Consider the following 21,784-nt stretch of genomic DNA (forward strand, 5'->3'; position numbering starts at 1 on the left):
GCTCACAGGATCACCCTTTGCTCGGCCCGCCCGGCAAGCCCTTCCAGAACCTTGAAGACCGCGCCCGACATGGGGGCTGCGGCCAGCGCGTCGCGCCCCATTCCCTCGCGCGCCGTGGTGGCGTAGAGCGTGCCGTCCGGCGTCAGGGCGGGGCAGCTCACCTGCGGCACGGGCAGGGTCTCGACATGATCGACGCGGCCGTCCGGCGTCAGCCGCACGACCTGCCCCGGCCCCCAGCGCGCGGACCAGACATGGCCCTCCGCATCGCAGACCGCCCCGTCGCAGCCCTCCGCCCCCTCGACGAAGACCTGCCGCCCCTCCACCGGCCAGCCGTGCCGGTCGAGCGGCACCTGCCAGATCGTCTCGGCCGCGGTGTCGGCGAAGAACGCCCGGTCGCCCTCGGGCGCGAAGCAGATCGAGTTGGAGATCGTGATCCGGTCGAAGAGCTTGCGCAGCTCGCCCCGGTAATAGCGGTAGATCGAGCCCAGCCCCGGCTCCGCTGTCCGGCCCATCGTTCCGATCCAGAAGCCGCCCTGCGGATCGGCCCGCCCGTCATTGGACCGGGTCGCGGGATCGTCCGCCTCCAGCGCCACGACCTCTTCCCTCGCGCCCGTCGCGATATCGAAGGTCGACAGCGCTCCGTCCCCCGCCACCAGCAGGGTGTCGCGGTCGATCCACCCGGCGGCGGAGACGTTGTGATCGAACTCCCAGACCCGCGCCTTGCTCATCAGCTTGCGCCCCAGGATGTCGAACCAGAACAGCTCGCCGCGCTCCGGGTGCCACAAAGGCCCCTCGCCCAGTTCGCAGGGGCGGTCGTCCCAGACCTCAGCCATGATAGACCTCATCGTAAGCCGCCACGCTGTCGGTCGCACGGCGCGCGACCTCCTCCGCCGCCATGCCCGGCTTGTAGAGCGAGGAGCCGAGGCCGAAGCCGTCCGCGCTCGCCGCCGCCCAATCGGCGAAATTGCCCGGCTCCGCCCCGCCCACGGCGTAGACCAGCGTGCCCTCGGGCAGCACGGCGCGCATGGCTTTCAGCCCCGCCGTTCCCGCCATGCCCGCCGGGAACAGCTTCAGCGCATCCGCCCCGGTCTTGAGCGCGGCGAAACATTCCGACGGGGTGAAGACACCGGGATAGGACCCCATGCCCAGCGTCTTGGTGCAGCGGATGACCTGCACGTCGCAATTGGGCGACACGATGAAGGTCGCGCCGGTCTCCTTCACCGCCGCGACCTCCTTGGTGGTCAGGACGGTGCCCGCGCCGAGCTCCGCCCGGTCGCCGACCGCCGCGACCATGTTGCGGATCGAGACGAGCGGATCGGGCGAGTTCAGCGGCACCTCGATCCGGGTGATCCCGGCCTCGACCAACGCCTGCGCCATCGCCGCGGCCTCGTGCGGCTCCACCCCGCGCAGGATCGCGATCAGGTGTCTCATCCGGCCTCCTTTGCGGCGGTCAGACCCGCCAGCACCAGTTCCGTCGCATCATGTGCCCGCGCCTCCAGCCCGACATGGGCCAGCGCCGCGCGGTAGATCTCGTTGAGCCGGGGCGCGCCGATCAACGCGACCTCCTGCCCCAGCCAGTAGGGTTTCATCGCCGCCAGCTCCGCCCCGATCAGCAGACCCGACAGCCGGGCGCGGGCGCGCGGCCCGTCCTCGCCGTTCAACAGGCCCTCGGCCCGCAGGGTGAAGAGCGCGGTCGCCACCCGTTCGGGCCGGCTCAAGGTCTCGTCCAGCGCCTCGTCGAAAGCGTCGCCGTCCCAGCCGTCGCCCAGCGAGTGCCGCAGCACCGAGTGGCGTTCCAGCAGGGCGAACAGCTCCCCGGTCATGGCCGTGCGGAAATGGCACAGCTCGCCTGCCGAGATGCGCGCCCACTTGGTATGCGTGCCCGGCAGGCACAGCACGCCGTCGAAATCGGGCTGCCGCGCCAAGAGGCCCGCGATCTGCGTCTCCTCGCCGCGCATGACGTCCGCAGGCTCTGCCTGACTGACCCCGGACAAGAGCCGCACGGTCAGGCGCGGGTCCGTCGTCGGCGCGAGCGTCAGCCGACCGGCGGGGCGGCAGGGCACGCTCTGATAAGGCGCCTCTGCCCAACCCTGACGCGATCCAACCATGCCGCAGGCGATCACCTCGACCGGCCCGTCGAGCCACGGCTCGATCAGCGCCATCAGCGCCGGCTCGAACCCGTCGCGCGACACAGCGTTCATGCCCGCATCCGACGCGGCCTCGGCCACCACGTCGCCCCTCCGCATCGCCCAGACGCGCAGATTGGAGGTGCCCCAGTCGGCGGCTATCCAGTCCGCCCCGCTCATCCGGTGTAGACCACGCCCCCGTCCACGACGAGCGCCTGCGCGGTCATCATGCGGCTGGCCTTTGAGGCGAGGAACAGCACCGCATCCACGATGTCCTGCGGGACCAGATGCTCCTTCAGGCACTGCTTCTCCAGATGCGCGGCCAGATCCTCGTCGGTCGCCCACATGTCGAGCTGCTTCTGCGTCAGCACCCAGCCGGGGACCAGTGCGTTGACCCGGATCCCGTCGCCGCCGAATTCCCGCGCATGGGTGCGGGTGAGGCCGAGAATTCCCGCCTTGGCCGCGACATAGGCGGGGTAGCCCGCGTTCCCCATGCCGTAGCTGGCGGAGGAGAAGTTGACGATGGCCCCGCCGCCCGCCGCCTTCATCCCCGGTGCCACGGCCTGCGCGGTGAAGAAATGCGGGCGCAGGTTGATCGCGTGGTTCCAGTCCCAGTCCTCGACGGAATACTCCGCCGTCTCGTGGCGCACGTCGTTGGCCGCGTTGTTGACCAGCACGGTGATCGCCCCGTGCCGTTCCGCCGCCTCGTCCATCGTGGCGCGCAGACGGTCGATATCGGTAATGTCCGCCTGCATGAAATGCGGCCGGTTGCCATGGGCCGCCTCCATCTCGTCGCAGAACGCGCTCGCATCGGAGCGTTGGACGAAGGCGACCTTCGCGCCCGCCTTCAGGAACCCTTCGGTCAGGCTCGCCCCGATGCCAGAGCCGCCCCCGGTGATATAGACGGACTGACCGTCGAGATCGTGAAATGTCGCGTATGTCATCAGTGACTCTCCCGCGTGACGAGGCGGGTGTCGCGACCCACCAGAAAATCCAGATCGGCGCCCTGATGCGCCTGCAATACATGGTCGATATAGAGTTTCGCGTAGCCGCGGGAATAATGCGGTTGCGGCTCCACCCGTGCTGCGCGCCGCCGGTCCAGTTCCGAATCCTCGACCATCAGGTCGAGCGTCCCCGCCTGCGCGTCGAGCCGGATACGGTCCCCGGTCTCGACCAGCGCCAGCGGGCCGCCCGCGGTGCTCTCGGGGCTGACATGCAGGACGACCGTGCCGAAGGCGGTGCCGCTCATCCGCCCGTCCGAGATGCGCACCATGTCGCGCACCCCCTCCTTCACCAGCCGGCCGGGGATCGGCATGTTGCCGACCTCGGGCATGCCGGGATAGCCCTTGGGTCCCACCCCCTTGAGCACCAGGATCGTGTCCGCCGTGACCGGCAGGTCGGGATCGTCGATGGTGGCCTTCAGATCCTCGATCGTCTCGAACACATGCGCCACGCCCTCATGCGCCAGCAGGTGATCGGATGCGGCGGAGGGCTTCACGATGGCCCCGTCGGGCGCGAGGTTGCCGCGCAGCACGCGCAGCCCCGCCGCCGGTTTCAGCGGATCGTCGTAAGCCCGGATCACGTCGCGGTTGAAGCATTCTGCCCCAACGCGGTAGCCGTCGATATCGCCACCCAACACGGTCTTCGCCGGGCGCAGATGCGCGCCCAGTTCCTTGAGCACCACCGGCATCCCGCCCGCGTAGCAGAAATCCTCCATCAGGTATTTCCCGCTCGGCATGCAGTTGACCAAGAGCGGGATCTCGCCCCCGATCTCGAAATCCTCCAGCGTCAGGTCGATCTCCATCCGGCCCGCCATGGCCAACAGGTGCACCACCGCGTTGGTCGAGCCGCCGACCGCCGCGTTGGCCAAGATCGCATTCTCGAAATTCGCCTTGGTCACGACCTTCGAGAGGGTCAACTCCCCCTCCACCATCTCCACGATCCGCTTGCCCGTCAGATGCGCCAGTGCCGCGCGCCGCGCGTCCACAGCCGGAAGGGCCGCATTGGTCGGCAGGCACAGGCCCATCGCCTCCACCAGGCTCGCCATGGTCGAGGCGGTGCCCATCGTCATGCACACGCCCTTCGACCGGCTCATGCCGCTCTCCGCGGCCATGAACTCCGCCAGCGTCATGTCTCCCGCGCGCACGTCTTCCGAGAACTTCCACACATCCGTGCCCGAGCCGATATCGCGGCCCCGCCACTTGCCGTTCAGCATGGGGCCGGAGGACACAACGATGGTCGGCAGGTCGACGCTCATCGCGCCCATCAGCTGGCCCGGCGTGGTCTTGTCGCAGCCGCCCAGCAGGACGACGCCGTCGATGCCGTAGGCGCGGATGCTCTCCTCCACATCCATCGCCAGCAGGTTGCGGAACAGCATGGCGGTGGGCTTCATCTGGGTCTCGCCCAAGGACATCACCGGGAACTCGACCGGAAAGCCGCCCGCCTCCCACACGCCGCGTTTCACCGCCTCGGCCAGGTCGCGCAGGCCGCTGTTGCAGGGTGTCAGTTCCGACCATGTGTTGCAGATGCCGATGATCGGGCGCCCGTCGAAGGCGTGATCCGGAAAGCCTTGGTTCTTCATCCAGGATCGGTGGATGAACCCATCCTTGTCGAGCTTGCCGTACCAATGCTGCGACCGGCGTTTCTTGTCAGCCATTCTCGGCCACTCCTTCCAGAACGAGGATCGAGGCGGGCGTCATCACCGGCGGCTGGAGGCCGAAGCGCATCAGCGCCGCGCCGCTCAGGTGGACCTCACCCTCCTTGATCGCGTTGTCGCCGCGGCTCAGCCACGGGGTCGATATGTCCTGCGAGATACGTCGCACGCGGTAGCGCCGCTCGTCGAGCCCGTCGAGCCGCAGACGGTCGGGCAGGATATCGGCGGGCGCGCCCCGCTGCCCCAGCCACAGGGCGAAGCGGTCGCGACTCTCGCTCACCACCATCTCGGCGAATTGCTCGGGGTCGCGGGTCGGCAGGGTCAGAACCTGCCCCCGGTGCATCCAGTCGCGGTTCGCCTTCCACCATGCCGTGACGCGGGCCAGCGCCTCCACCTCATTCCCGGTCAGTTCCGCCAGGTCCATCTCGAAGCCGAAGCTGCGCTGCGCCGCCACCCAGGCGCGCAGCTCCATCGGCAGGATGCGACCGGATGTATGGCAGACCCGCGGCCCGACATGGGAGCCGACGACCTCCGGCGGCAGCCAGGGGGCCGCCATCGCCTGTATGCGCATCCGCTCCAGCGCATCGTTGCTGTCGCTGAGCCAGACCCGCGAGGTCCGCTGCAGGATCCCCCAGTCGATCCGTCCCCCGCCCGAGGAGCAGCTCTCGATCTCCACCCCCGGATGCGCCGCGCGCAGCCGGTCGATCAGGGCATAGGTCGCCAGCGCCTGCCGATGGTCGGGGAAGGGCAGGACCCGGTTGTGATCCCACTTGATGTAGTCGATCGCGTGATCGCGCAGCACCGCGTCGATCCGCTCGAACAGGTAATCGGCGACCGCCTCCTGCGTCAGGTCGAGCACCAGCTGCCCGCGCCCGAGCGGCTGATCGGCGGGACCCAGCACCCAGTCCGGATGTGCGCGATGGAGATCGCTGTCGGGGTTCACCATCTCCGGCTCAAACCAGATGCCGAAGCTCATGCCGAGGCTCTGCACATGCGCGATGAACGGTCCCAGCCCGTCGGGCCACTTGCGCGGATCGACCTGCCAGTCGCCGAGGCTCGACGTATCGTCGTCGCGCCGCCCGAACCACCCGTCGTCGAGCACGAAGCGTTCGGCCCCCAGCTCCGCCGCGCGGACAGCGATGTCGCGCAGGCGCGCCTCGTCATGGTCGAAATAGACGGCCTCCCAGCAATTGTAATGCACGGGCCGCGGGCGTTCGGGGTCGGCGAAGCTGCGGACATGCTTGCGGAAATGCGCGTGCAGGTTCCGCGTCACCGCGTTCCTGTCCGCGCCCCGCGTCAGGTAGAGCGGCCCGGCCTCGATCTCACGCTCCCGCCGCCCGAGCATCGGCCCGAACTGCACCTGCCGCCGCCCGTCTGGCAACTGCTCGGCCACGAAGCGATGCCCGCAGCTCATCCCCAGATGTGCGGCGACCACGCCGTCGCCCTCGTCGAGCAGCACGCCGGGGAACGCCTCGTGACTGGTCCGGCCGTCGCGCACCTCGCGCACATGCGCACCCGTGGCAAAGGGGACGACGCGTTCCTGGAACTCCCCGATCCACTTGCCGGCATAGGTGGTGATCCCCTCGGCCCGCGGCGAAACCGGGAAGGCCGGCGCACAAAGCCATCCCGCCTCGGCCCCGTCCAACCGCGCAGTCAGGGTGAAGACCCCCGTCTCCGCGTCGACCTCGGCGCGCAGCGTGTAAGTCGCCTGCCCATCACGGAAGGTCAGGCGCAATGGGTCCGCCCCCTCCTCTACCCCATCGAGCCGCAAGGACAGGTCCGCATCGCAACCCTGCGCGCCGGGAAACACGTCCTCGCGCATCGGGCAGATCGTCATCGGCGGGCGCGCGTCCAGCATCCCGCCGGTTACGTCGCTCATCCCTGCGCGCCACAGCGCCACCAGCCCCTCTCCATCGGGCAGCCGCGCGCCCCAGTGCAGCACCTCAGGCAGGCGCCGGTTCTCGCTCGCCAGCACCAGCGTCGCGTCAGCCGTGTCGAGCCGCCAGCACTCGATCACTTCACGGCCCCGAGCGTCAGCCCCGCGATGAAATGCTTCTGCATGGCGAAGAACATGAGCACCGGCGGCAGGGCCGCGACGATGCTGCCCGCGCTCATCAGGTGATACTGTGCCACGAATTGCGAGTTGAACGAGGTGATCCCCGCCGTCACCGGCTGCGAATCCGGCCCCTGCGTCAGCACGATCGCCCAGAAATAGTCGTTCCAGATGAAGGTGAAGATCAGCACCGACAGCGCCGCGATGGCAGGCCGCATCAGCGGCAGCACCACGAACCAGAAGATCCGCCATTCGGCCACGCCCTCGACCCGCGCCGCCTCGATCAGCTCGCGCGGCAGCGCGCGGATGAAGTTGCGCATGAACAGCGTGCAGAACCCGGTCTGGAAGGCGATATGGAACAGCACCAGCCCCAGCTTGGTGTCGTAGAGCCCCGCATCCACCGTCAGATCGCGCACCGGCACCATCAGGATCTGGAACGGCACGAAATTACCCGCGATGAAGATGAAGAAGATCAGCAGGTTCCCCCGGAACCGGTAGATGCCGAGCGCGAAACCCGTCATGCAGCTCAGCGCCACCGCGCCGATCACCGTCGGCACCGTGATCAACACCGAGTTCCACATGTAGCGCGGCATGTCGGAGTTGAAGAAGACCTGCCCGTAATTCTCCAGCAGGTTGAAGCTGCCGGGCATCCCCCAATAGTTGTTGTTCGAGAAATCCGTGGCCGGCTTGATCGAGAACAGCATGACCGCCAGCAGCGGCAGCAGCCACAGGATCAGCGTGATCGGCAGCAGCGTCTGGTAGGTCGCGCGCGCGGCGCCGGAGCGTTTTTCGATAGGGGTGGGGAACATCAGCGACCTCCCGAAAACTGGTCAGCGACGATGAGGTACGAAAGGCTGGCGACCGACCGCGGTTGGGCGTGGAAGCGCCCGACCGGGGGGGCGATCGGGCGCTGGCCGGGCCACGGGCCCGACCCGGTCGGGCGATCTGTCGGCACCACGAACATCAGCGCCGCGCCTCGCGCTCGTCGCGCCACATCTGGAACAGGAAATAGGCGATGAAGACCAGCATGATCAGGAACAGCACGACCGCGATGGCCGAGCCGTAGCCCATGCGGAAGCCGTATTCGCTCAGCGCCTTTTCGAACATGTAGAAGCTCAGCACCCGCGTCGATCCGAACGGGCCGCCATTCGTCATGATCGAGATCAGGTCGAAGGACCGCAGCGCCCCGATGATCGTCACGACGAAGGCGATGAAGGTCGCGGGCTTGAGCTGCGGCAGGATCACGTACCACAGCATCCGCCAGCCCTTCGCCCCGTCGAGTCGCGCGGCCTCCACCTGCTCGGGGTCCACGGCGTTCAGACCCGTCAGGTACAGGATCATCGCATAGGCCGTCTGCGGCCACAGCCCCGCGACGATGATGCCATAGGTCGCGATATCCGGGTCGCCCAGCACGTTCAGCGTGCCGAGGCCGAAAAATTCCAGGATCGCATTCAGTGCCCCCACCCGCGGCAGATAGAACCAGGAGAAGACGAGTCCGACGACCACCTGGCTCAGCACGAAGGGGAAGAAGAACATCGACTTGTAGAAGCGGATGCCCGCGACCGTCTGATTGAGGAACAGCGCGATGAACAGCCCGCCGGGAATGGCCAGCAGGTACAGCAGCAGCCATTTGAGGTTGTTCCACAGCGAGGTCTCGAAGGCGCGGTCGCCCACCAGCTCCTCGTAATTGCCCATGCCGACGAACTCGCCGCGCTCGGACAGCTCTCCCAGCCCGTCCCATTCGTAGAAGGAAATGTGGAAGCTCTGGAAGATCGGCACGATCACGTAGACCGCGAAGAACAGCGCGCCGGGGATCAGGAACAGCCAGGGTGTCAGCGCGATCTCGTTGCGCCTGTACCAGGATTTGCGCGGGCGCTCCGGCGGATGCCGGTCGGGAACGGTGGCATAGGTCACGGGCGATCCTCCGGTCGGCGTTGGCGGGATCTCTCAACCGGTCCGCTCAGGCAAACCGGATGGGAAGGAGGCCGCCCCCCGATGGGAGCACGGGGGACGGCCGGATCGCATCACGAGTGTCGTCCCCGGCCGGGCCTGGCCCGCCCGACCGAGGGACAGTGGATCACTCGTAGATGCGCTGACGGGCTGCCTCAAGACGCTCGAGTATGTCGTCGAGATTGTCGGGGAAGACCATGAACTCTTGCAGGCCCTCCATGCCGATCGACGCCATCTCCGCCGGGAAGTCCCGGTCGAAGAACTGGGCGATGCCGCCCGTCGCGTTGTTCGACAGCATCTCGAAGCCTTCCTCCAGGAACTCGTCATCCGCGACCGAGGAGTTGGCGTTGACCGGCAGCTGGCCCAGCGCGTCGGGGCCGTTGATCTCGGTCTGCACCTCGGCGGAGGTCACGTATTGCAGGAAGGCCTTGGCCGCCTCGACGTTCTGCGCACCGCTCGCGATGTGGAACGTGTCGGTCGGGGCGTCCTCGCCCATCGGGTAGTCGCCGATCATCGGGAACTGGTAGAAGCCGAGCTGGTCGTCCGTCAGCCCCGCCTCGCGCAGCTGCGCCACGGCGAAGTTGCCCATCAGGTAGGATGCCGCCTCGCCGTTCACCATGAAGGGCAGCGCCTCCTGCCAGCTATAGGTCTGGTGATCGTCGATGAAGGCGCCCATGTCGATCAGCTGGCGCCAGTTGGCGAAGGTCTCGCGCACGCGCTCGTCCGTCCACTCGACCTCGCCGCGGGCGAGCTGCATGTGGAAGTCGAAGCCGTTGGTCCGCATGTTGAGGTAGTCGAACCAGCCGCCCGCGGTCCACAGGAACTTGGTCCCGATCGTGTAGCACTTGCGACCCGAATCGATGATCGCCTGGCAGTTGGACAGTTCCTCCTCCCAGGTGGTCGGCTCCTCCAGCCCCAGCTCCTCGAAGATGTCCTCGCGGTAGTACACGCCCCACTGGTAGTAGGTGTAGGGCACGCCCCACTGCTTTCCGTCGATGGTCATCGCGCCCTGCACGGCGTCGAGCCCCGGCAGGTCGCCATTCGCGTACATGTCGGAGATGTCCATGAACAGGCCCGCATCCACGTAGGGGCCCATGCGGTTCGCGGCATACCAGTTCACGACATCGGGCGGGTTCGCGCTCAGCGCGTTGCGGATCTGGGATTTCCACGCCTCGCGATCGACGATCTCCAGCTCGACCGTCAGGTTCTCGTGCATCTCGTCGAAATCGGCGGCGAGGCCTTCCATCACCGCGCGCGGCGCGGGGTTCGACATGTCGGAGATGATGCGCAGCGTGCCTTCGAGCGGGGCCATGTGCGCGTCGGCGAAGGCCGGACCCGCCACGACCGTCGTGGCCGCCAGCGCCATCAGGGTCTTCTTCAGAGTGGACATCGTTTTCCTCCCGGTTGTCTCACATATTGAAACTTGGTTTTGATTATTGAAAACCATGCCGACCCGCCGTAACGTTGTCAACAATGAAGGACGGGCCGCCCTCGCAGCGGCCTGCGCGACCCGGAAGGAAAGACCCCATGAGCGGCGGCCACGCAGACGGCACAGTCGGAAAGGCGCTCGACCTGCTCGATCAGGTCGCGGGCTTCGGTCGCCCCGTGCGCTTCGCCGAGGTGCAGGCGGTGTCGCCGCTGCCCAAGGCCACGCTCTACCGCCTGATCCAGACGCTGACGAACCAGCGCATGCTCGCCTACGACCCCGACCGCGCCACCTACCAGCCCGGCCCGCGGCTCGTGCGTCTTGCCCATGCCGCTTGGCGTCAGGCGACGCTCGCGCCCATTGCGCGCCCGCATCTCGACGCGCTGTCGGCTCGGCTGGGGGAGACGGTGCACCTCGCGCAGCTCGATGGCGGGCAGGTCCTCTACCTCGACAAACGAAACGCCGCGCGACCGATCCCGATGTTCTCGGATGCGGGCAAGATCGGGCCGGGCTACTGCACCGGCGTGGGCAAGGCGATGCTCGCCTTCCTGCCAGAGGACGAACTGTCGCGCGCGCTCGACCAGCAAAGCTGGTTCGCCCATACCGAACATACCCACACCTCGCCCGACAGCCTACGGGCAGAACTGGCCGATATCCGCACCACCCGCATCTCCTTCGACCGGGAGGAGCACGAGCCGACCATCATCTGCGTCGCGGTGCCGATCCTCGACCCCGCCGACCGCCCGATGGGCGCCATGTCGGTCACGTCCTCGACCCTGCGCCACGGCCTCGACGACTTGGCGCGGCTCGCCCCCGACCTTCACGAAACCGCCGCGGCCATCGCGCGCGACGCGGCGGGCCTGACCCTGCCGCAAAGCCGCGTCATCGCCTGAGAGGAGAGCCCCATGACCGGAGTGGTCCTGACCGACGTCATCAAGAAATACGGGGAGACGCAGGTCATCCACGGCATCGACCTGACCGTGGAGGAAGGCGAATTCGCCGTATTTGTCGGCCCGTCGGGCTGCGGCAAGTCCACGCTCCTTCGCATGATCGCGGGGCTGGAGGAGACGACCGCGGGCAAGATCGAGATCGCGGGCCGCGATGTGACCCGCAACGAGCCCGCCGATCGTGGCGTGGCGATGGTGTTCCAGACCTACGCGCTCTACCCGCACATGACGGTCGAGGAGAACATGGGCTTCGGCCTCAAGATGAACGGCCACCCGAAGGCCGAGATCCGCGAGAAGGTGGCGGAGGCCGCCCGGATCCTGCAGCTCGAGGACTATCTCAAGCGCAAGCCCAAGGCCCTGTCGGGCGGCCAGCGCCAGCGCGTCGCGATCGGGCGGGCCATCGTGCGCGACCCGGACGTGTTCCTCTTCGACGAACCGCTGTCCAATCTCGACGCCGAGCTGCGCGTCGAGATGCGGGTGGAGATCGCCCATCTGCACAAGGAGATCGGCGCGACCATGATCTACGTGACCCACGATCAGGTCGAGGCGATGACGCTGGCCGACAAGATAGTCGTGCTGCGCAAGGGCCATGTCGAGCAGGTGGGCAGCCCGCTGCACCTCTACGACGATCCCGACAACCGTTTCGTCGCGGGCTTCATCGGCTCGCCCGCCATGAACTTCCTCGCGGGAACCGTGCAGGGCGGCGCGATCCACGTGCCCGGCATCGACCAGACCGTCCCCTCGCCCGTGTCCGACCTCCCGCCCGAGGGCAGCGCCGTCACCGTCGGCATCCGCCCGCAGGAGATGGAGATGGCACCCGACGGCCCGCTCGCCGTCGACATCACCGAGCATCTGGGCGGCGTGTCCTACCTCTACCTCGATGCCGAGACCGGAGAGCGGATCGTGGTCGAGGCGCGCGAGACCCGGCGCGCCGATGCCTCGGGCCGCGTCGGCGTCCGTTTCGACCCGGCTTCCGTGATGCTGTTCGATGCCCAGACGGAAAAACGCCTGCGTTGAGTTGTCACACGGGAACCTCTCGCTTTCGTGAGCGTTGACCCTGCAACAGCAATTACGACAGGTATTTCACGTCATGGAATTCATTCTCGGTATCATTCACCTCGTCCTCATCATCTGGGCGCTGCTCAACATCTTCAAATCCGGCGCGAGCACGGGTGCGAAGATCCTCTGGGCCCTCGGGGTGATCATTTTCCCCATCATCGGCTTCATCGTCTGGTTCTTCGCCGGGCCGAAGTCGGCGGCGGTCTGATCCAGCGATATTTCGACTGACGATCAGCGCGGCGGGGCAACCCGCCGCGCTTTTCTTTTGAGGCGATCCCGGTCTAGTCTCGCGCCCATGACGACACTTTCCCATGACGAGATCGACCGCGTCACCGCCGACGTGATGCGCGACTTTCCCTCCGACTACTGGCAACGCACGGATCGGGAGCGGGCCTACCCGACCGAGTTCGTCCGCGCGATGACAGATGCGGGCCTCCTCTCCGTGCTGATCCCCGAGGCCTATGGCGGATCGGGCCAACCGCTCTCGGTCGCAGGGCGGATCCTGATGCAGATCCACCGCGCGGGCGGCAACGCGGGCGCCGCGCATGCGCAGATGTACACGATGGGCACGGTGCTGCGGCACGGCTCGGACGCGCAGAAATCCGAATGGCTGCCCCGCGTCGCCTCCGGCGAGTTGCGGCTGCAGGCCTTCGGCGTGACCGAGCCTACCGCCGGGACCGACACCGCCTCGATCCGCACCCGCGCCCGGCGCGACGGCGACGATTTCGTGGTGAACGGGCAGAAGGTCTGGACCTCCCGCGCCGAGCATTCCGACCTGATGCTGTTGCTCGCCCGCACCTCCGATCCAGAGGCGGGGCAGAAACGGACGCATGGCATGTCGATGTTCCTCGTCGACATGCGCGAGGCACTGGGCAACGGCCTGACCATCCGCCCGATCCGCACGATGCTCAACCACGCCACGACCGAAGTGTTCTTCGACGACCTGCGCGTGCCCGCCGCCAACCTGATCGGGGAGGAGGGCAAGGGCTTCCGCTACCTGCTCGACGGCCTGAACGCGGAACGTCTGCTGATCGCCTCCGAATGCATCGGGGATGGCCGCTGGTTCGTGGAGACGGCGACCCGCTACGCCTCCGACCGCCAGGTCTTCGGGCGGCCCATCGGTCAGAACCAGGGCGTGCAGTTCCCGATCGCCCGCGCCCATGTCGCGGTGGAAAGTGCCGCGCACAGCGTCGATCACGCGATGCGCCTCTTCGATGCGGGTCAGCCCTGCGGGGCCGAGGCCAACATGGCCAAGATGGTGGCGAGCGAGGCCAGCTGGCAGGCCGGCGATACCTGCCTGCAGACGCATGGCGGCTACGGCTTTGCCGAGGAATACGACGTGGAGCGCAAGTTCCGGGAGACCCGCCTCTACCAGGTCGCGCCGATCTCGACCAATCTCATCCTCAGCCACGTGGCCGAGCATGTGCTGGGACTCCCCCGCTCATTCTGACATTGGGCGGCATAACCGTGCTGGCCATCGAGCAGGCGGTGGCCGCGCCCTATGCCACCTCGCGGCTGGCACAGGACGGCGCGCGCGTCATCAAGGTGGAGCGTCCCGGCGGCGATTTCGCCCGCGGCTACGACCGGGCCGCGGCGGGGCAGTCGAGCTATTTCGTCTGGCTCAACGCCGGGAAGGAGAGCCTGACGCTCGACCTGCGCGACGCGGACGACCTCGCCCTCGCCCGCCGGATCGCCGCCCGCGCCGACGTGCTGATCGAGAACCTCGCCCCCGGCGCGCTGACCCGGCTGGGTCTGGACCCGGCGCAGTTGCGCGCCACGCACCCCGGCCTCATCACCTGCTCGATCAGCGGCTACGGCACCGGCCACGCCTACGAGACCGCCCGCGCCTACGACCTGCTGGTGCAGGCCGAAACCGGGCTCTGCGACGTGACCGGCAGCGCCGAGGCACCAGGCCGCGTCGGCTTCTCCGTCGCCGACATCGCCTGCGGGATGCAGGCCTATGCCGCGATCCTCAAGGCCCTGATCGCGCGCGGGCGTACCGGAGAGGGCCGGCACATCGCGCTGTCGCTGTTCTCCTCCGTCGCGGAATGGATGGCGGTGCCCTACCTGCAGGCCGCAGCAGGGTCTCCACCCGCCCGCGTCGGCGTCGCCCACCCCTCCATCGCACCCTACGGCGTGTTCCGGCTCGCCGACGGCACCCGCCTGCTGATCGCCGTGCAGTCCGAGCGCGAATGGCAACGACTGGAGCCGGAGCTGCTCGGCCCGCCCGACCCGCGATTCGCCAGCAATGTCGAGCGTGTCGCCAACCGCCCCGCACTCGACGCGGCCATCGCGGCCCGCCTCGCCGAAATGAACGTCGCCGAGGCCGAGGGCCTGATGAGCCGCTGCGCCATCGCCCATGCCCGCCTGCGCGACGTGACGGACGCGCTCGACCACCCCGCGTTGACCCGGCACGAGGTCGTGACCCCGAACGGCCCCATTGACCTGCCCCGCCCCGCGACCGGACTGCCGGAGCGCGAGGGCCTCACCGTGCCAGACGCAGGCGCGCAGACCGACGCGATCCGCACCGAGTTTTCCTGAAGATCGGACTGGAAATTGGAGCGGGCGATGAGATTCGAACTCACGACTTCAACCTTGGCAAGGTTGCGCTCTACCCCTGAGCTACGCCCGCACCGAGCCGGATTGCCACCCTTCCGAAGGAAGGAATGGAGCGGGCGATGAGATTCGAACTCACGACTTCAACCTTGGCAAGGTTGCGCTCTACCCCTGAGCTACGCCCGCAATCCGTGGGTGCGGCGATGTATACGGATTCTCGCGAGGGCCGCAAGCGGGAAAACGAGGTTGGGGACGCTGCGCATTGCCGTGTCGCGGTGCGGCGATCTTGCAGTGGAGTGACACACTTTATTGCAGCCAAGTCCGCATACCGTACCCGTAGCGCGTCTCCATCAGCCAAATCGCCGTGCCGGGGGGCGACACGGCGATGCGCGGCGCCTTCGGCTTGATTCCGCGCAATCCGCGCGGCAAGTGCAGAGGAAAGTCCGAGAGGAGGCGCAGTTGACCACCCCCATGACCGAATCCGACCTTCTCGCCTTTCTCGACCGCGAGGGGATCGCCTACACGCTGCACCGCCACCCGCCGCTGCACACGGTGGAGGAAAGCCGGGAGTTGCGCGGCGACCTGCCCGGCGCGCATTGCAAGAACATGTTCCTGAAATCCAAGGCGGGCGAGATGGTCCTCGTCACCTGCGAGGAAGGGCGCTCCATCCGCATCCGCGACCTCGAGAAACGCATCGGCCTGCGCAAGCTCAGCTTCGCCAAGCCCGACCTGCTGCTCGACCGTCTCGGCGTCACGCCCGGTGCGGTCACGCCCCTCGCCATCCTCAACGATACCGAAGGCACTGTGCGCGTGGTGCTCGACGAACAGATGATGCGGGCCGAGGTACTGAACTGCCACCCGTTGCATAACGAGGCGACCGTCGCCATCTCCACCGCAGACCTCGCCCGGATCTTCGACCTGAGCGGCCATGCCGCTGAACTGGTCGATTTCGATGAACTGGAACGCGCCGCGGTGGAAGCGCCGGGCAAGTGACGCATCTTGCCCCGCAAGCCCGCGTGCAATGAACGAAGAGACCGACATGCTCGAACTGAACCCCGCCCCCGACGCCACCGACCTCATCAAGGACTCGACCGAGGCGACCTTCATGCAGGACGTGGTCGACGCCTCGATGGAGGTGCCGATCATCGTCGATTTCTGGGCGCCCTGGTGCGGCCCGTGCAAGCAGTTGACCCCCGCCATCGAGGCGGAGGTGAAGGCCGCGCGCGGTGCGGTGAAGCTCGTGAAGGTCAACGTGGACGAGAACCAGCAGATCGCCGCCCAGCTGCGCGTGCAGTCGATCCCGACCGTCTACGCCTTCTACAAAGGCCAGCCGCTCGACGGATTCCAGGGCGCGCTGCCGCAATCGCAGATCAAGCAGTTCATCGAGAAGGTCGTGCAGGCCGCGGGCGGCGACGCCTCGGGCGGGCTGGACGACGCGGTCGAGCAGGCCGAGCAGATGCTGGAGGAAGGCGCCGTCGGCGATGCAGCCCAGGTCTTCGCCGCCGTGCTGGGCGAGCAGCCGGATCACGCCCGCGCCATCGCGGGCCTCGCCCGCGCCTACATGGAAAGCGGCGATGTGGAGCGGGCGACCGCGACCCTCGACGCCGCCCCGGCCTCGGTCGCCAACGCGCCCGAGATCGCGTCCGTGCGTGCCCAGATCGAACTGACCGCAGCCAGCGGCAACGCCGGTGAGCTCGACGCGCTGACCGCCGCCGTCGCCGCCGCACCCGACGACCACCAGGCGCGCTTCGACCTCGCGCTCGCCCAGATCGGCGCGGGCGACAATGCTGGCGCCATCGACAGCCTGCTGGAAATCTTCCGCCGCGACCGCGAATGGAACGACGGGGCGGCCAAGGACCAGCTCTTCAAGCTGTTCGACGCGATGGGGCCGAAGGACCCGCTGACCGCGACCGGGCGCCGTCGCCTCAGCTCGATGATCTTCGCCTGATGCGCCGCTTCGCCGCCGCCGACCTGCCCGGAACGCTGCCGATCTTCCCGCTCGGCGGCGCGCTGCTGCTGCCGCGCGCGCGGCTGCCGCTCAACCTGTTCGAGCCGCGCTACCTCGCGATGTTCGATGACGCGCTGAAGACACCCGAGCGGATGATCGCCATGATCCAGCCGGTCGAGGGGCCGCAGGGCACATCGCGGCTGCACACCATCGGCTGCGCGGGCCGCATCACGCAATTCTCCGAAACCGACGATGGCCGCTACATCATCTCGCTGACCGGCGTGTCGCGGTTCCGGCTTGTGGAAGAGGTCGAGGGTTTCACCCCCTACCGCCGCGCGCGGCTCGACTGGTCCAGCTTCGCCCGCGATCTGGGCGCGGAGGAGAAAGACCCCGGCTTCGACCGCCCCGCCTTCCTCGATCTGCTGTCGCGCTTCTTCGACAGCGCGCAGCTCTCCAGCGACTGGGACAGCCTGAAGGAGGCGGACGAGGAACTGCTCATCAACTCCCTCTCCATGCTCTGCCCCTTCGAGGCGGAGGAAAAGCAGGCCCTGCTGGAGGCCCCGTCGCTCGCGACGCGGCGCGAGACACTGGTGATGCTGATGGAATTCGCCCTGCGCGCAGGCGGCGCCAACCCCGACGAGACGCCCCTGCAATGAGCGAGGCGATCGACCGCAAGCTGCTGGAGGCGCTCGTCTGCCCCGTGACCCGCGGTCGGCTGGTCTGGGACCGCGAGGCGAACGAGCTGGTCTGCCACAACGCCGGCCTCGCCTACCCGATCCAGCAGGGCGTGCCGATCATGCTGCCCGACGCCGCGCGCCGCCTCGACGACTAGGCCCGGTGGTAGGGCAATCCCGCGCGGATGCTCGCCGCGCGGTACAGCTGCTCGGCCAGCATGACCCGCACCAACATGTGCGGCCAGACCATCTTTCCCAGAGAGATCGAGGCATCCGCCCCGCGCCGCAAGTCCGGCGCCAGCCCGTCCGCGCCCCCGATCAGGAAACACATGTCGCGCACGCCGTCATCGGCCCGCGCCTGCAGCAATGCCGCGAAATCGGGAGAGGACATCAGCTTCCCCCGCTCGTCGAGCGTCACCCGCATCGCGCCCTCGGGCACCGCGGCGTCGAGCAGCTTCGCCTCGCCCGCCATGCCGCCGCCCTTGCGCTCGTCCACCTCGACCACCTGCGCGGGGCCGAGGCCGAAGGCCCGCCCCGTCCGGTCGAACCGGTCGAGATAGTCGTCGATCAGATCCCGCTCGGGTCCCGCGCGCAGCCGCCCGACGGCGGCGATGGTCACGCGCACGGGGGCGTCAGTGGGCGGGGGCCGCGGCCTCGCCGGGGCTCAGCCACATCTTCTCGAGCTGGTAGAACTCACGCACTTCCGGGCGGAACAGGTGCACGATCACGTCGCCTGCGTCGATCAGCACCCAGTCGCCGGTCTCTCGCCCTTCGACGCGCGCCGATTGCCCGGTCGCGTCCTTCAGCCGCTCCAGCAGCTTCTCGGCCATCGACGACACCTGACGGGACGACCGCCCGGTCGCCACGACCATGTGATCGGCCATCGCGGATTTCCCCTTGAGGGAGATCGGCACGATGTCCTCGGCCTTGTCGTCATCGAGCGAGCGGAGTACGAGTTCGAGCATCTCGGCCCCGCCGAACGCTCCCTGTGCCGTTGCGCCGGTGGCACGATCCGGTGCGGTCTCGACCGCGGCAACACGTTCGGTCAGAACGATGTCCTCCTGTACGGGCAGGCCAGGATGGCCCGCTCACAAGTCTTAATGTAGCGATTCGACGCCCCCCTCTCAACCCGGCCCGCGCCCCGTGACCACGCGGCAGGCCCAAGTCGTTTCCCGCGCTCCGAATGCCGGGGCCGCACGGTGGCCACCGGGCCCCGGCGCGCATAACCTGACGGCATGACAGATTTAACCGATGCCGGCCGCGCCGCGCTGACCCTGATCCTGACCGCCGATCCCGACCTGATGGAGATCGTGCTGCGCTCGCTCCTCGTCTCGGGTGCGGCGGTCGCGGCGGCCTGCGCCATCGGCATCCCGCTGGGCGCGGCCCTCGGGGCGCTGCGCTTTCCGGGCCGTGCCCCGCTTCTGGTGCTGGTCAATGCCATGATGGGCCTGCCGCCGGTAGTGGTCGGCCTCGCGCTCTACCTTCTGCTCAGCCGCGCCGGACCGCTCGGGCCGCTCGGCCTGCTCTACACGCCCGCCGCGATGATCCTCGCGCAGACCGTGCTCGTCGTGCCGATCGTCGCGGCGCTCACGGCACAGGCCACCGCCGATTTGGCCGAGGAATATGCCGACCTCTTCGCGGCTCTGCGGATGCGGCCCGCGGCCCGCCTGACCACCCTGATCCACGACGGCCGCTTCACCCTCGTCACCGCGGCGCTCGCGGGCGCGGGGCGGGCGCTGGCCGAGGTCGGGGCCGTGCTGATCGTCGGCGGCAATATCGACCACGCCACCCGCGTGATGACCACCGCCATCGCGCTCGAGACCTCGCGCGGGGCGCTGTCGCTCGCGCTCGGCCTCGGCATCGTGCTGCTGCTGCTGTCGCTGATCGTCAACGGCGCGCTGATGGCGCTGAGGGGGGCGGCCCGCCGCCACGCGCATGGCTGAGCCCGTTCGCCAGATCCATTCCGGCGTCGTCCTGCCGCCGCCTGTCCGCCTCGACGGCGTGGGACTGCGCGCGGGCTCGCGCACGCTGCTGTCGGGGATCGACGCATCCTTCGGCCTGTCGCCGGTCACGGTGATCCTCGGCCCGAACGGCGCAGGCAAGACGCAGCTCCTGCGCCTCGTCGCGGGCCTTGCCCGGCCCGATAGCGGGACGATCCGCTACGCCTGGCCGCCCCGACCCGAGAAGCACCGCACCGCCCTCGTCTTCCAACGCCCCGTTCTGCTGCGCCGCTCCGCGATCGGCAACCTGACCCACGCGCTCGCACAGTACGGCGTGCCGCGCCGCGACCGGCGCGCCCGGGCCCAGGAACTGCTGCGCTTCGCCGATCTGGAGCATCGCGCCACCGCGCCCGCCCGCGCCCTCTCGGGTGGTGAGCAACAACGTCTCGCCCTCGCCCGCGCGCTTGGGGCCGCCCCCGACATGCTGCTGCTCGACGAGCCGACCGCCCACCTTGACCCGCGCGCCACCGCCGGGGTCGAGGCGCTGGTGGCCCGCGTCGTCGCCGACGGCGTGCGCGTCGTGCTGATCACCCACGATATCGGACAGGCGCGCCGCCTCGCCTCCGAGATCGTGTTCCTCCACGCGGGCCGACTAACCGAACAGACGCCCGCCAACCGCTTCTTCGCGCGTCCCGCCTCGGCGGAGGCGCGCGCCTATCTGCAAGGGGACCTCCTGCTGTGAAATACCTGATTGCCGCCTGCCTGCTGGCAGCCCCCGCCCTGGCCGATCCCGTCTTGATCCAATCGACCACCTCGACCCGGAATTCCGGCCTCTACGACGCGATCCTGCCCGAATTCGAGGCGGCCACCGGCATCGAGACCCGCGTCGTCGCCGTCGGCACCGGTCAGGCGATCCGCAATGCGACCAATTGCGACGGCGACCTGCTGATCGTCCACGACCGTGCGGCCGAGGACGCCTTCGTCGCCGCAGGCTACGGGCTGGAGCGTCACGCGCTGATGTATAACGACTTCGTTCTGATCGGCCCCGAGGAGGACCCCGCAGGTATCGCGACGGCCAGCGGCACCGGAGACGCGCTCGCCCGCATCGCGGCGGCGGAAGCGACCTTCCTGTCGCGCGGCGACGACAGCGGCACGCATCGCAAGGAACTGACGCTCTGGCCCGACGACCCGCGCCCCGCCTCCGGCAGCTGGTATCGCGAGGTCGGCGCGGGCATGGGGGCGACGCTCAACATGGCCGCGGGGATGGGCGCCTATGCGCTGACCGACCGTGCCACCTGGGCCAGCTTCGGCAACCGCCAGGGCCTCGCCCTGCTGCACGAGGGCGACCCGGCGCTGCACAACCCCTACGCCGCGATCGCCGTCTCGCCCGACCACTGTCCGCAAGCCAACGTCGCCGATGCCCGGACCCTGATCGACTGGCTGACCGGCGCGGACGGGCAAGCCGCCATCGGCGCCTTCGCCGTCGACGGCCAGCGGCTCTTCACCCCCGATGCCGACTAGGCACCGGGGCTCGCTCTTTCACTTCCGGCAAATATCCCCGCCGGAGGCACCCGGCCTCACAGCTTGCCGCGCACCAGCTTCTCGTAGTCCTCGGCGATCAACCGGGCCAGCGCGCCGACCTCGAAGCGGTGCTCGCCGATCTGCCCGACCGGCGTGACCTCCGCCGCGGTGCCGGTCAGCCAGCACTGCTCGAACCCGTCCATCTCCTCGGGCTGGATGTGGCGCTCGACCACCTCCACGCCCTTGTCGCGCAGCATGCCGATCACCGTCTGGCGCGTGATGCCGTTGAGGAAGCAATCGGGCAGCGGCGTGTGCACCTTGCCGTCCTTGACGAAGAAGACATTGGCCCCCGTCGCCTCGGCCACGTAGCCGCGATAATCCATCATCAGCGCGTCCGAGCAGCCCTTCGCCTCCGCCGCGTGCTTGGACATCGAGCAGATCATGTAGAGTCCCGCCGCCTTGGCCGCACTCGGGATCGTCTCGGGGCTCGGGCGCTTCCACTTCGAGATGTCGAGCTTCGCGCCCTGCATCTTCGCGTCGCCGTAATAGGCCCCCCACTCCCAGGCGGCGACGGCCATGCGCACCTTGTTGCGCTGCGAGGCGACGCCCATGTCCTCGCCCGATCCGCGCCAGGCGACCACGCGGATATAGGCGTCCGTCAGCCCGCTTGCCGCCATGACCTCGGCCTTCGCAGCCTCGATCTCGTCGACCGTGTAGGGGATCGGCGCGTCGATCAGCTCTCCCGAGCGCAGCAGCCGCTCCGAATGCTCGCGGCTCTTGAAGATCTTGCCCTCGTAGGCCCGCTCGCCCTCGAAGACCGAGGAGGCGTAATGCAGCGCATGGGTCAGGACATGCACCTTGGCCTCCCGCCAGGGCACCATCTTGCCATCCATCCAGATATGGCCGTCGCGATCGTCATAGGCTGCCATGA

At 68.4% G+C, this 21,784-nt stretch carries 24 protein-coding genes and 2 tRNA genes; 12 read left to right on the forward strand and 14 right to left on the reverse strand.

Going from position 1 to position 21,784, the window contains the following annotated elements:
- Nucleotides 1-2 precede the first annotated feature (2 nt).
- The 9 genes from RX333_RS03635 to RX333_RS03675 all read right to left on the reverse strand — a co-directional run bounded on the left by RX333_RS03635 (nt 3) and on the right by RX333_RS03675 (nt 10,172).
- Complete coding sequence (locus RX333_RS03635) at nt 3-833, reverse strand: SMP-30/gluconolactonase/LRE family protein (RefSeq protein WP_316013556.1); 831 nt, start codon at nt 831-833, stop codon at nt 3-5.
- Entirely contained in the window at nt 826-1,431 is a 606-nt protein-coding gene (locus RX333_RS03640; protein WP_316013557.1) for a 2-dehydro-3-deoxy-6-phosphogalactonate aldolase, read from the reverse strand. The genes RX333_RS03635 and RX333_RS03640 overlap by 8 nt, the downstream gene beginning before the upstream one ends.
- Nucleotides 1,428-2,306 (reverse strand): 2-dehydro-3-deoxygalactonokinase, encoded by an 879-nt coding sequence (locus tag RX333_RS03645; RefSeq protein ID WP_316013558.1) that lies wholly within the window; start codon nt 2,304-2,306, stop codon nt 1,428-1,430. The genes RX333_RS03640 and RX333_RS03645 overlap by 4 nt, the downstream gene beginning before the upstream one ends.
- A complete protein-coding gene (locus RX333_RS03650) occupies nt 2,303-3,070 on the reverse strand; it encodes an SDR family oxidoreductase (RefSeq protein WP_316013559.1) in 768 nt (255 codons plus the stop codon). Before RX333_RS03650 ends, RX333_RS03645 begins: the two co-directional genes overlap by 4 nt.
- The gene (locus tag RX333_RS03655) at nt 3,070-4,782 is read right to left on the reverse strand and encodes an IlvD/Edd family dehydratase (RefSeq protein WP_316013560.1); all 1,713 of its coding nucleotides are present in this window, start codon (nt 4,780-4,782) and stop codon (nt 3,070-3,072) included. Before RX333_RS03655 ends, RX333_RS03650 begins: the two co-directional genes overlap by 1 nt.
- Complete coding sequence (locus tag RX333_RS03660) at nt 4,775-6,796, reverse strand: alpha-galactosidase (protein ID WP_316013561.1); 2,022 nt, start codon at nt 6,794-6,796, stop codon at nt 4,775-4,777. The genes RX333_RS03655 and RX333_RS03660 overlap by 8 nt, the downstream gene beginning before the upstream one ends.
- Nucleotides 6,793-7,641 carry a carbohydrate ABC transporter permease gene (locus tag RX333_RS03665; protein WP_316013562.1) on the reverse strand — a complete coding sequence of 283 codons (849 nt, stop codon included), beginning with the start codon at nt 7,639-7,641 and terminating at the stop codon, nt 6,793-6,795. Before RX333_RS03665 ends, RX333_RS03660 begins: the two co-directional genes overlap by 4 nt.
- A gap of 154 nt (nt 7,642-7,795) precedes the next feature.
- Entirely contained in the window at nt 7,796-8,746 is a 951-nt protein-coding gene (locus RX333_RS03670; protein ID WP_316013563.1) for a sugar ABC transporter permease, read from the reverse strand.
- 163 nt (nt 8,747-8,909) lie between these two features.
- Nucleotides 8,910-10,172: an ABC transporter substrate-binding protein gene (locus tag RX333_RS03675; protein WP_316013564.1), complete on the reverse strand. Its 1,263-nt coding sequence runs from the start codon at nt 10,170-10,172 to the stop codon at nt 8,910-8,912.
- A gap of 137 nt (nt 10,173-10,309) precedes the next feature.
- Between RX333_RS03675 and RX333_RS03680 the strand changes: the two genes are divergently transcribed.
- The 5 genes from RX333_RS03680 (at nt 10,310) to RX333_RS03700 (ending at nt 14,755) form a co-directional block, all read left to right on the forward strand.
- A complete protein-coding gene (locus tag RX333_RS03680) occupies nt 10,310-11,101 on the forward strand; it encodes an IclR family transcriptional regulator (protein ID WP_316013565.1) in 792 nt (263 codons plus the stop codon).
- Nucleotides 11,102-11,113: 12 nt separating this feature from the next.
- A complete protein-coding gene (locus RX333_RS03685; RefSeq protein WP_316013566.1) occupies nt 11,114-12,172 on the forward strand; it encodes a sn-glycerol-3-phosphate ABC transporter ATP-binding protein UgpC in 1,059 nt (352 codons plus the stop codon).
- Between the two features lie 73 nt (nt 12,173-12,245).
- A complete protein-coding gene (locus tag RX333_RS03690) occupies nt 12,246-12,422 on the forward strand; it encodes a PLD nuclease N-terminal domain-containing protein (RefSeq protein WP_316013609.1) in 177 nt (58 codons plus the stop codon).
- 87 nt (nt 12,423-12,509) lie between these two features.
- On the forward strand, nt 12,510-13,664 hold the full coding sequence (locus RX333_RS03695; RefSeq protein ID WP_316013567.1) for an acyl-CoA dehydrogenase family protein: 1,155 nt from the start codon (nt 12,510-12,512) through the stop codon (nt 13,662-13,664).
- 17 nt (nt 13,665-13,681) lie between these two features.
- Entirely contained in the window at nt 13,682-14,755 is a 1,074-nt protein-coding gene (locus RX333_RS03700; RefSeq protein WP_410056042.1) for a CaiB/BaiF CoA transferase family protein, read from the forward strand.
- Nucleotides 14,756-14,771: 16 nt separating this feature from the next.
- Here the strand turns inward: RX333_RS03700 and RX333_RS03705 are convergent.
- Nucleotides 14,772-14,846, reverse strand: a tRNA-Gly gene (locus tag RX333_RS03705).
- Nucleotides 14,847-14,881: 35 nt separating this feature from the next.
- A tRNA-Gly gene (locus RX333_RS03710) sits at nt 14,882-14,956 on the reverse strand.
- A gap of 285 nt (nt 14,957-15,241) precedes the next feature.
- Here RX333_RS03710 and RX333_RS03715 point away from each other — a divergent pair.
- Genes RX333_RS03715 through RX333_RS03730 form a run of 4 tightly spaced genes read left to right on the forward strand, consistent with a single transcriptional unit; the run spans nt 15,242 to nt 17,550 of the window.
- The gene (locus RX333_RS03715; protein ID WP_316013569.1) at nt 15,242-15,763 is read left to right on the forward strand and encodes a prolyl-tRNA synthetase associated domain-containing protein; all 522 of its coding nucleotides are present in this window, start codon (nt 15,242-15,244) and stop codon (nt 15,761-15,763) included.
- A gap of 46 nt (nt 15,764-15,809) precedes the next feature.
- Nucleotides 15,810-16,718, forward strand: a complete 909-nt coding sequence (trxA, locus tag RX333_RS03720; protein ID WP_316013610.1) for a thioredoxin — start codon at nt 15,810-15,812, stop codon at nt 16,716-16,718.
- Nucleotides 16,718-17,374 (forward strand): LON peptidase substrate-binding domain-containing protein, encoded by a 657-nt coding sequence (locus RX333_RS03725; RefSeq protein WP_316013570.1) that lies wholly within the window; start codon nt 16,718-16,720, stop codon nt 17,372-17,374. The genes trxA and RX333_RS03725 overlap by 1 nt, the downstream gene beginning before the upstream one ends.
- The gene (locus RX333_RS03730; protein WP_316013571.1) at nt 17,371-17,550 is read left to right on the forward strand and encodes a Trm112 family protein; all 180 of its coding nucleotides are present in this window, start codon (nt 17,371-17,373) and stop codon (nt 17,548-17,550) included. Before RX333_RS03725 ends, RX333_RS03730 begins: the two co-directional genes overlap by 4 nt.
- Here the strand turns inward: RX333_RS03730 and rlmH are convergent.
- Nucleotides 17,547-18,017, reverse strand: a complete 471-nt coding sequence (gene rlmH / locus RX333_RS03735; protein ID WP_316013572.1) for a 23S rRNA (pseudouridine(1915)-N(3))-methyltransferase RlmH — start codon at nt 18,015-18,017, stop codon at nt 17,547-17,549. The genes RX333_RS03730 and rlmH overlap by 4 nt on opposite strands.
- A 7-nt stretch (nt 18,018-18,024) precedes the next feature.
- Nucleotides 18,025-18,357, reverse strand: coding sequence for a ribosome silencing factor (gene rsfS / locus RX333_RS03740; RefSeq protein WP_316013573.1), 333 nt, complete (start codon nt 18,355-18,357; stop codon nt 18,025-18,027).
- A 270-nt stretch (nt 18,358-18,627) separates the two neighbouring features.
- Between rsfS and RX333_RS03745 the strand changes: the two genes are divergently transcribed.
- The 3 genes from RX333_RS03745 to RX333_RS03755 are packed head-to-tail and all read left to right on the forward strand — an operon-like array spanning nt 18,628 to nt 20,853.
- Nucleotides 18,628-19,335: an ABC transporter permease gene (locus RX333_RS03745; protein WP_316013574.1), complete on the forward strand. Its 708-nt coding sequence runs from the start codon at nt 18,628-18,630 to the stop codon at nt 19,333-19,335.
- Nucleotides 19,328-20,074, forward strand: coding sequence for an ATP-binding cassette domain-containing protein (locus RX333_RS03750; protein ID WP_316013575.1), 747 nt, complete (start codon nt 19,328-19,330; stop codon nt 20,072-20,074). Before RX333_RS03745 ends, RX333_RS03750 begins: the two co-directional genes overlap by 8 nt.
- Nucleotides 20,071-20,853, forward strand: a complete 783-nt coding sequence (locus RX333_RS03755; RefSeq protein WP_316013576.1) for a substrate-binding domain-containing protein — start codon at nt 20,071-20,073, stop codon at nt 20,851-20,853. The genes RX333_RS03750 and RX333_RS03755 overlap by 4 nt, the downstream gene beginning before the upstream one ends.
- 56 nt (nt 20,854-20,909) lie before the next feature.
- Here the strand turns inward: RX333_RS03755 and RX333_RS03760 are convergent, their stop codons facing one another.
- Complete coding sequence (locus RX333_RS03760; protein WP_316013577.1) at nt 20,910-21,782, reverse strand: branched-chain amino acid aminotransferase; 873 nt, start codon at nt 21,780-21,782, stop codon at nt 20,910-20,912.
- Nucleotides 21,783-21,784: the final 2 nt, after the last annotated feature.

This window comes from Roseobacter sp. HKCCA0434 (assembly GCF_032464675.1).
Taxonomy (GTDB): Bacteria; Pseudomonadota; Alphaproteobacteria; order Rhodobacterales; family Rhodobacteraceae; genus Pontivivens.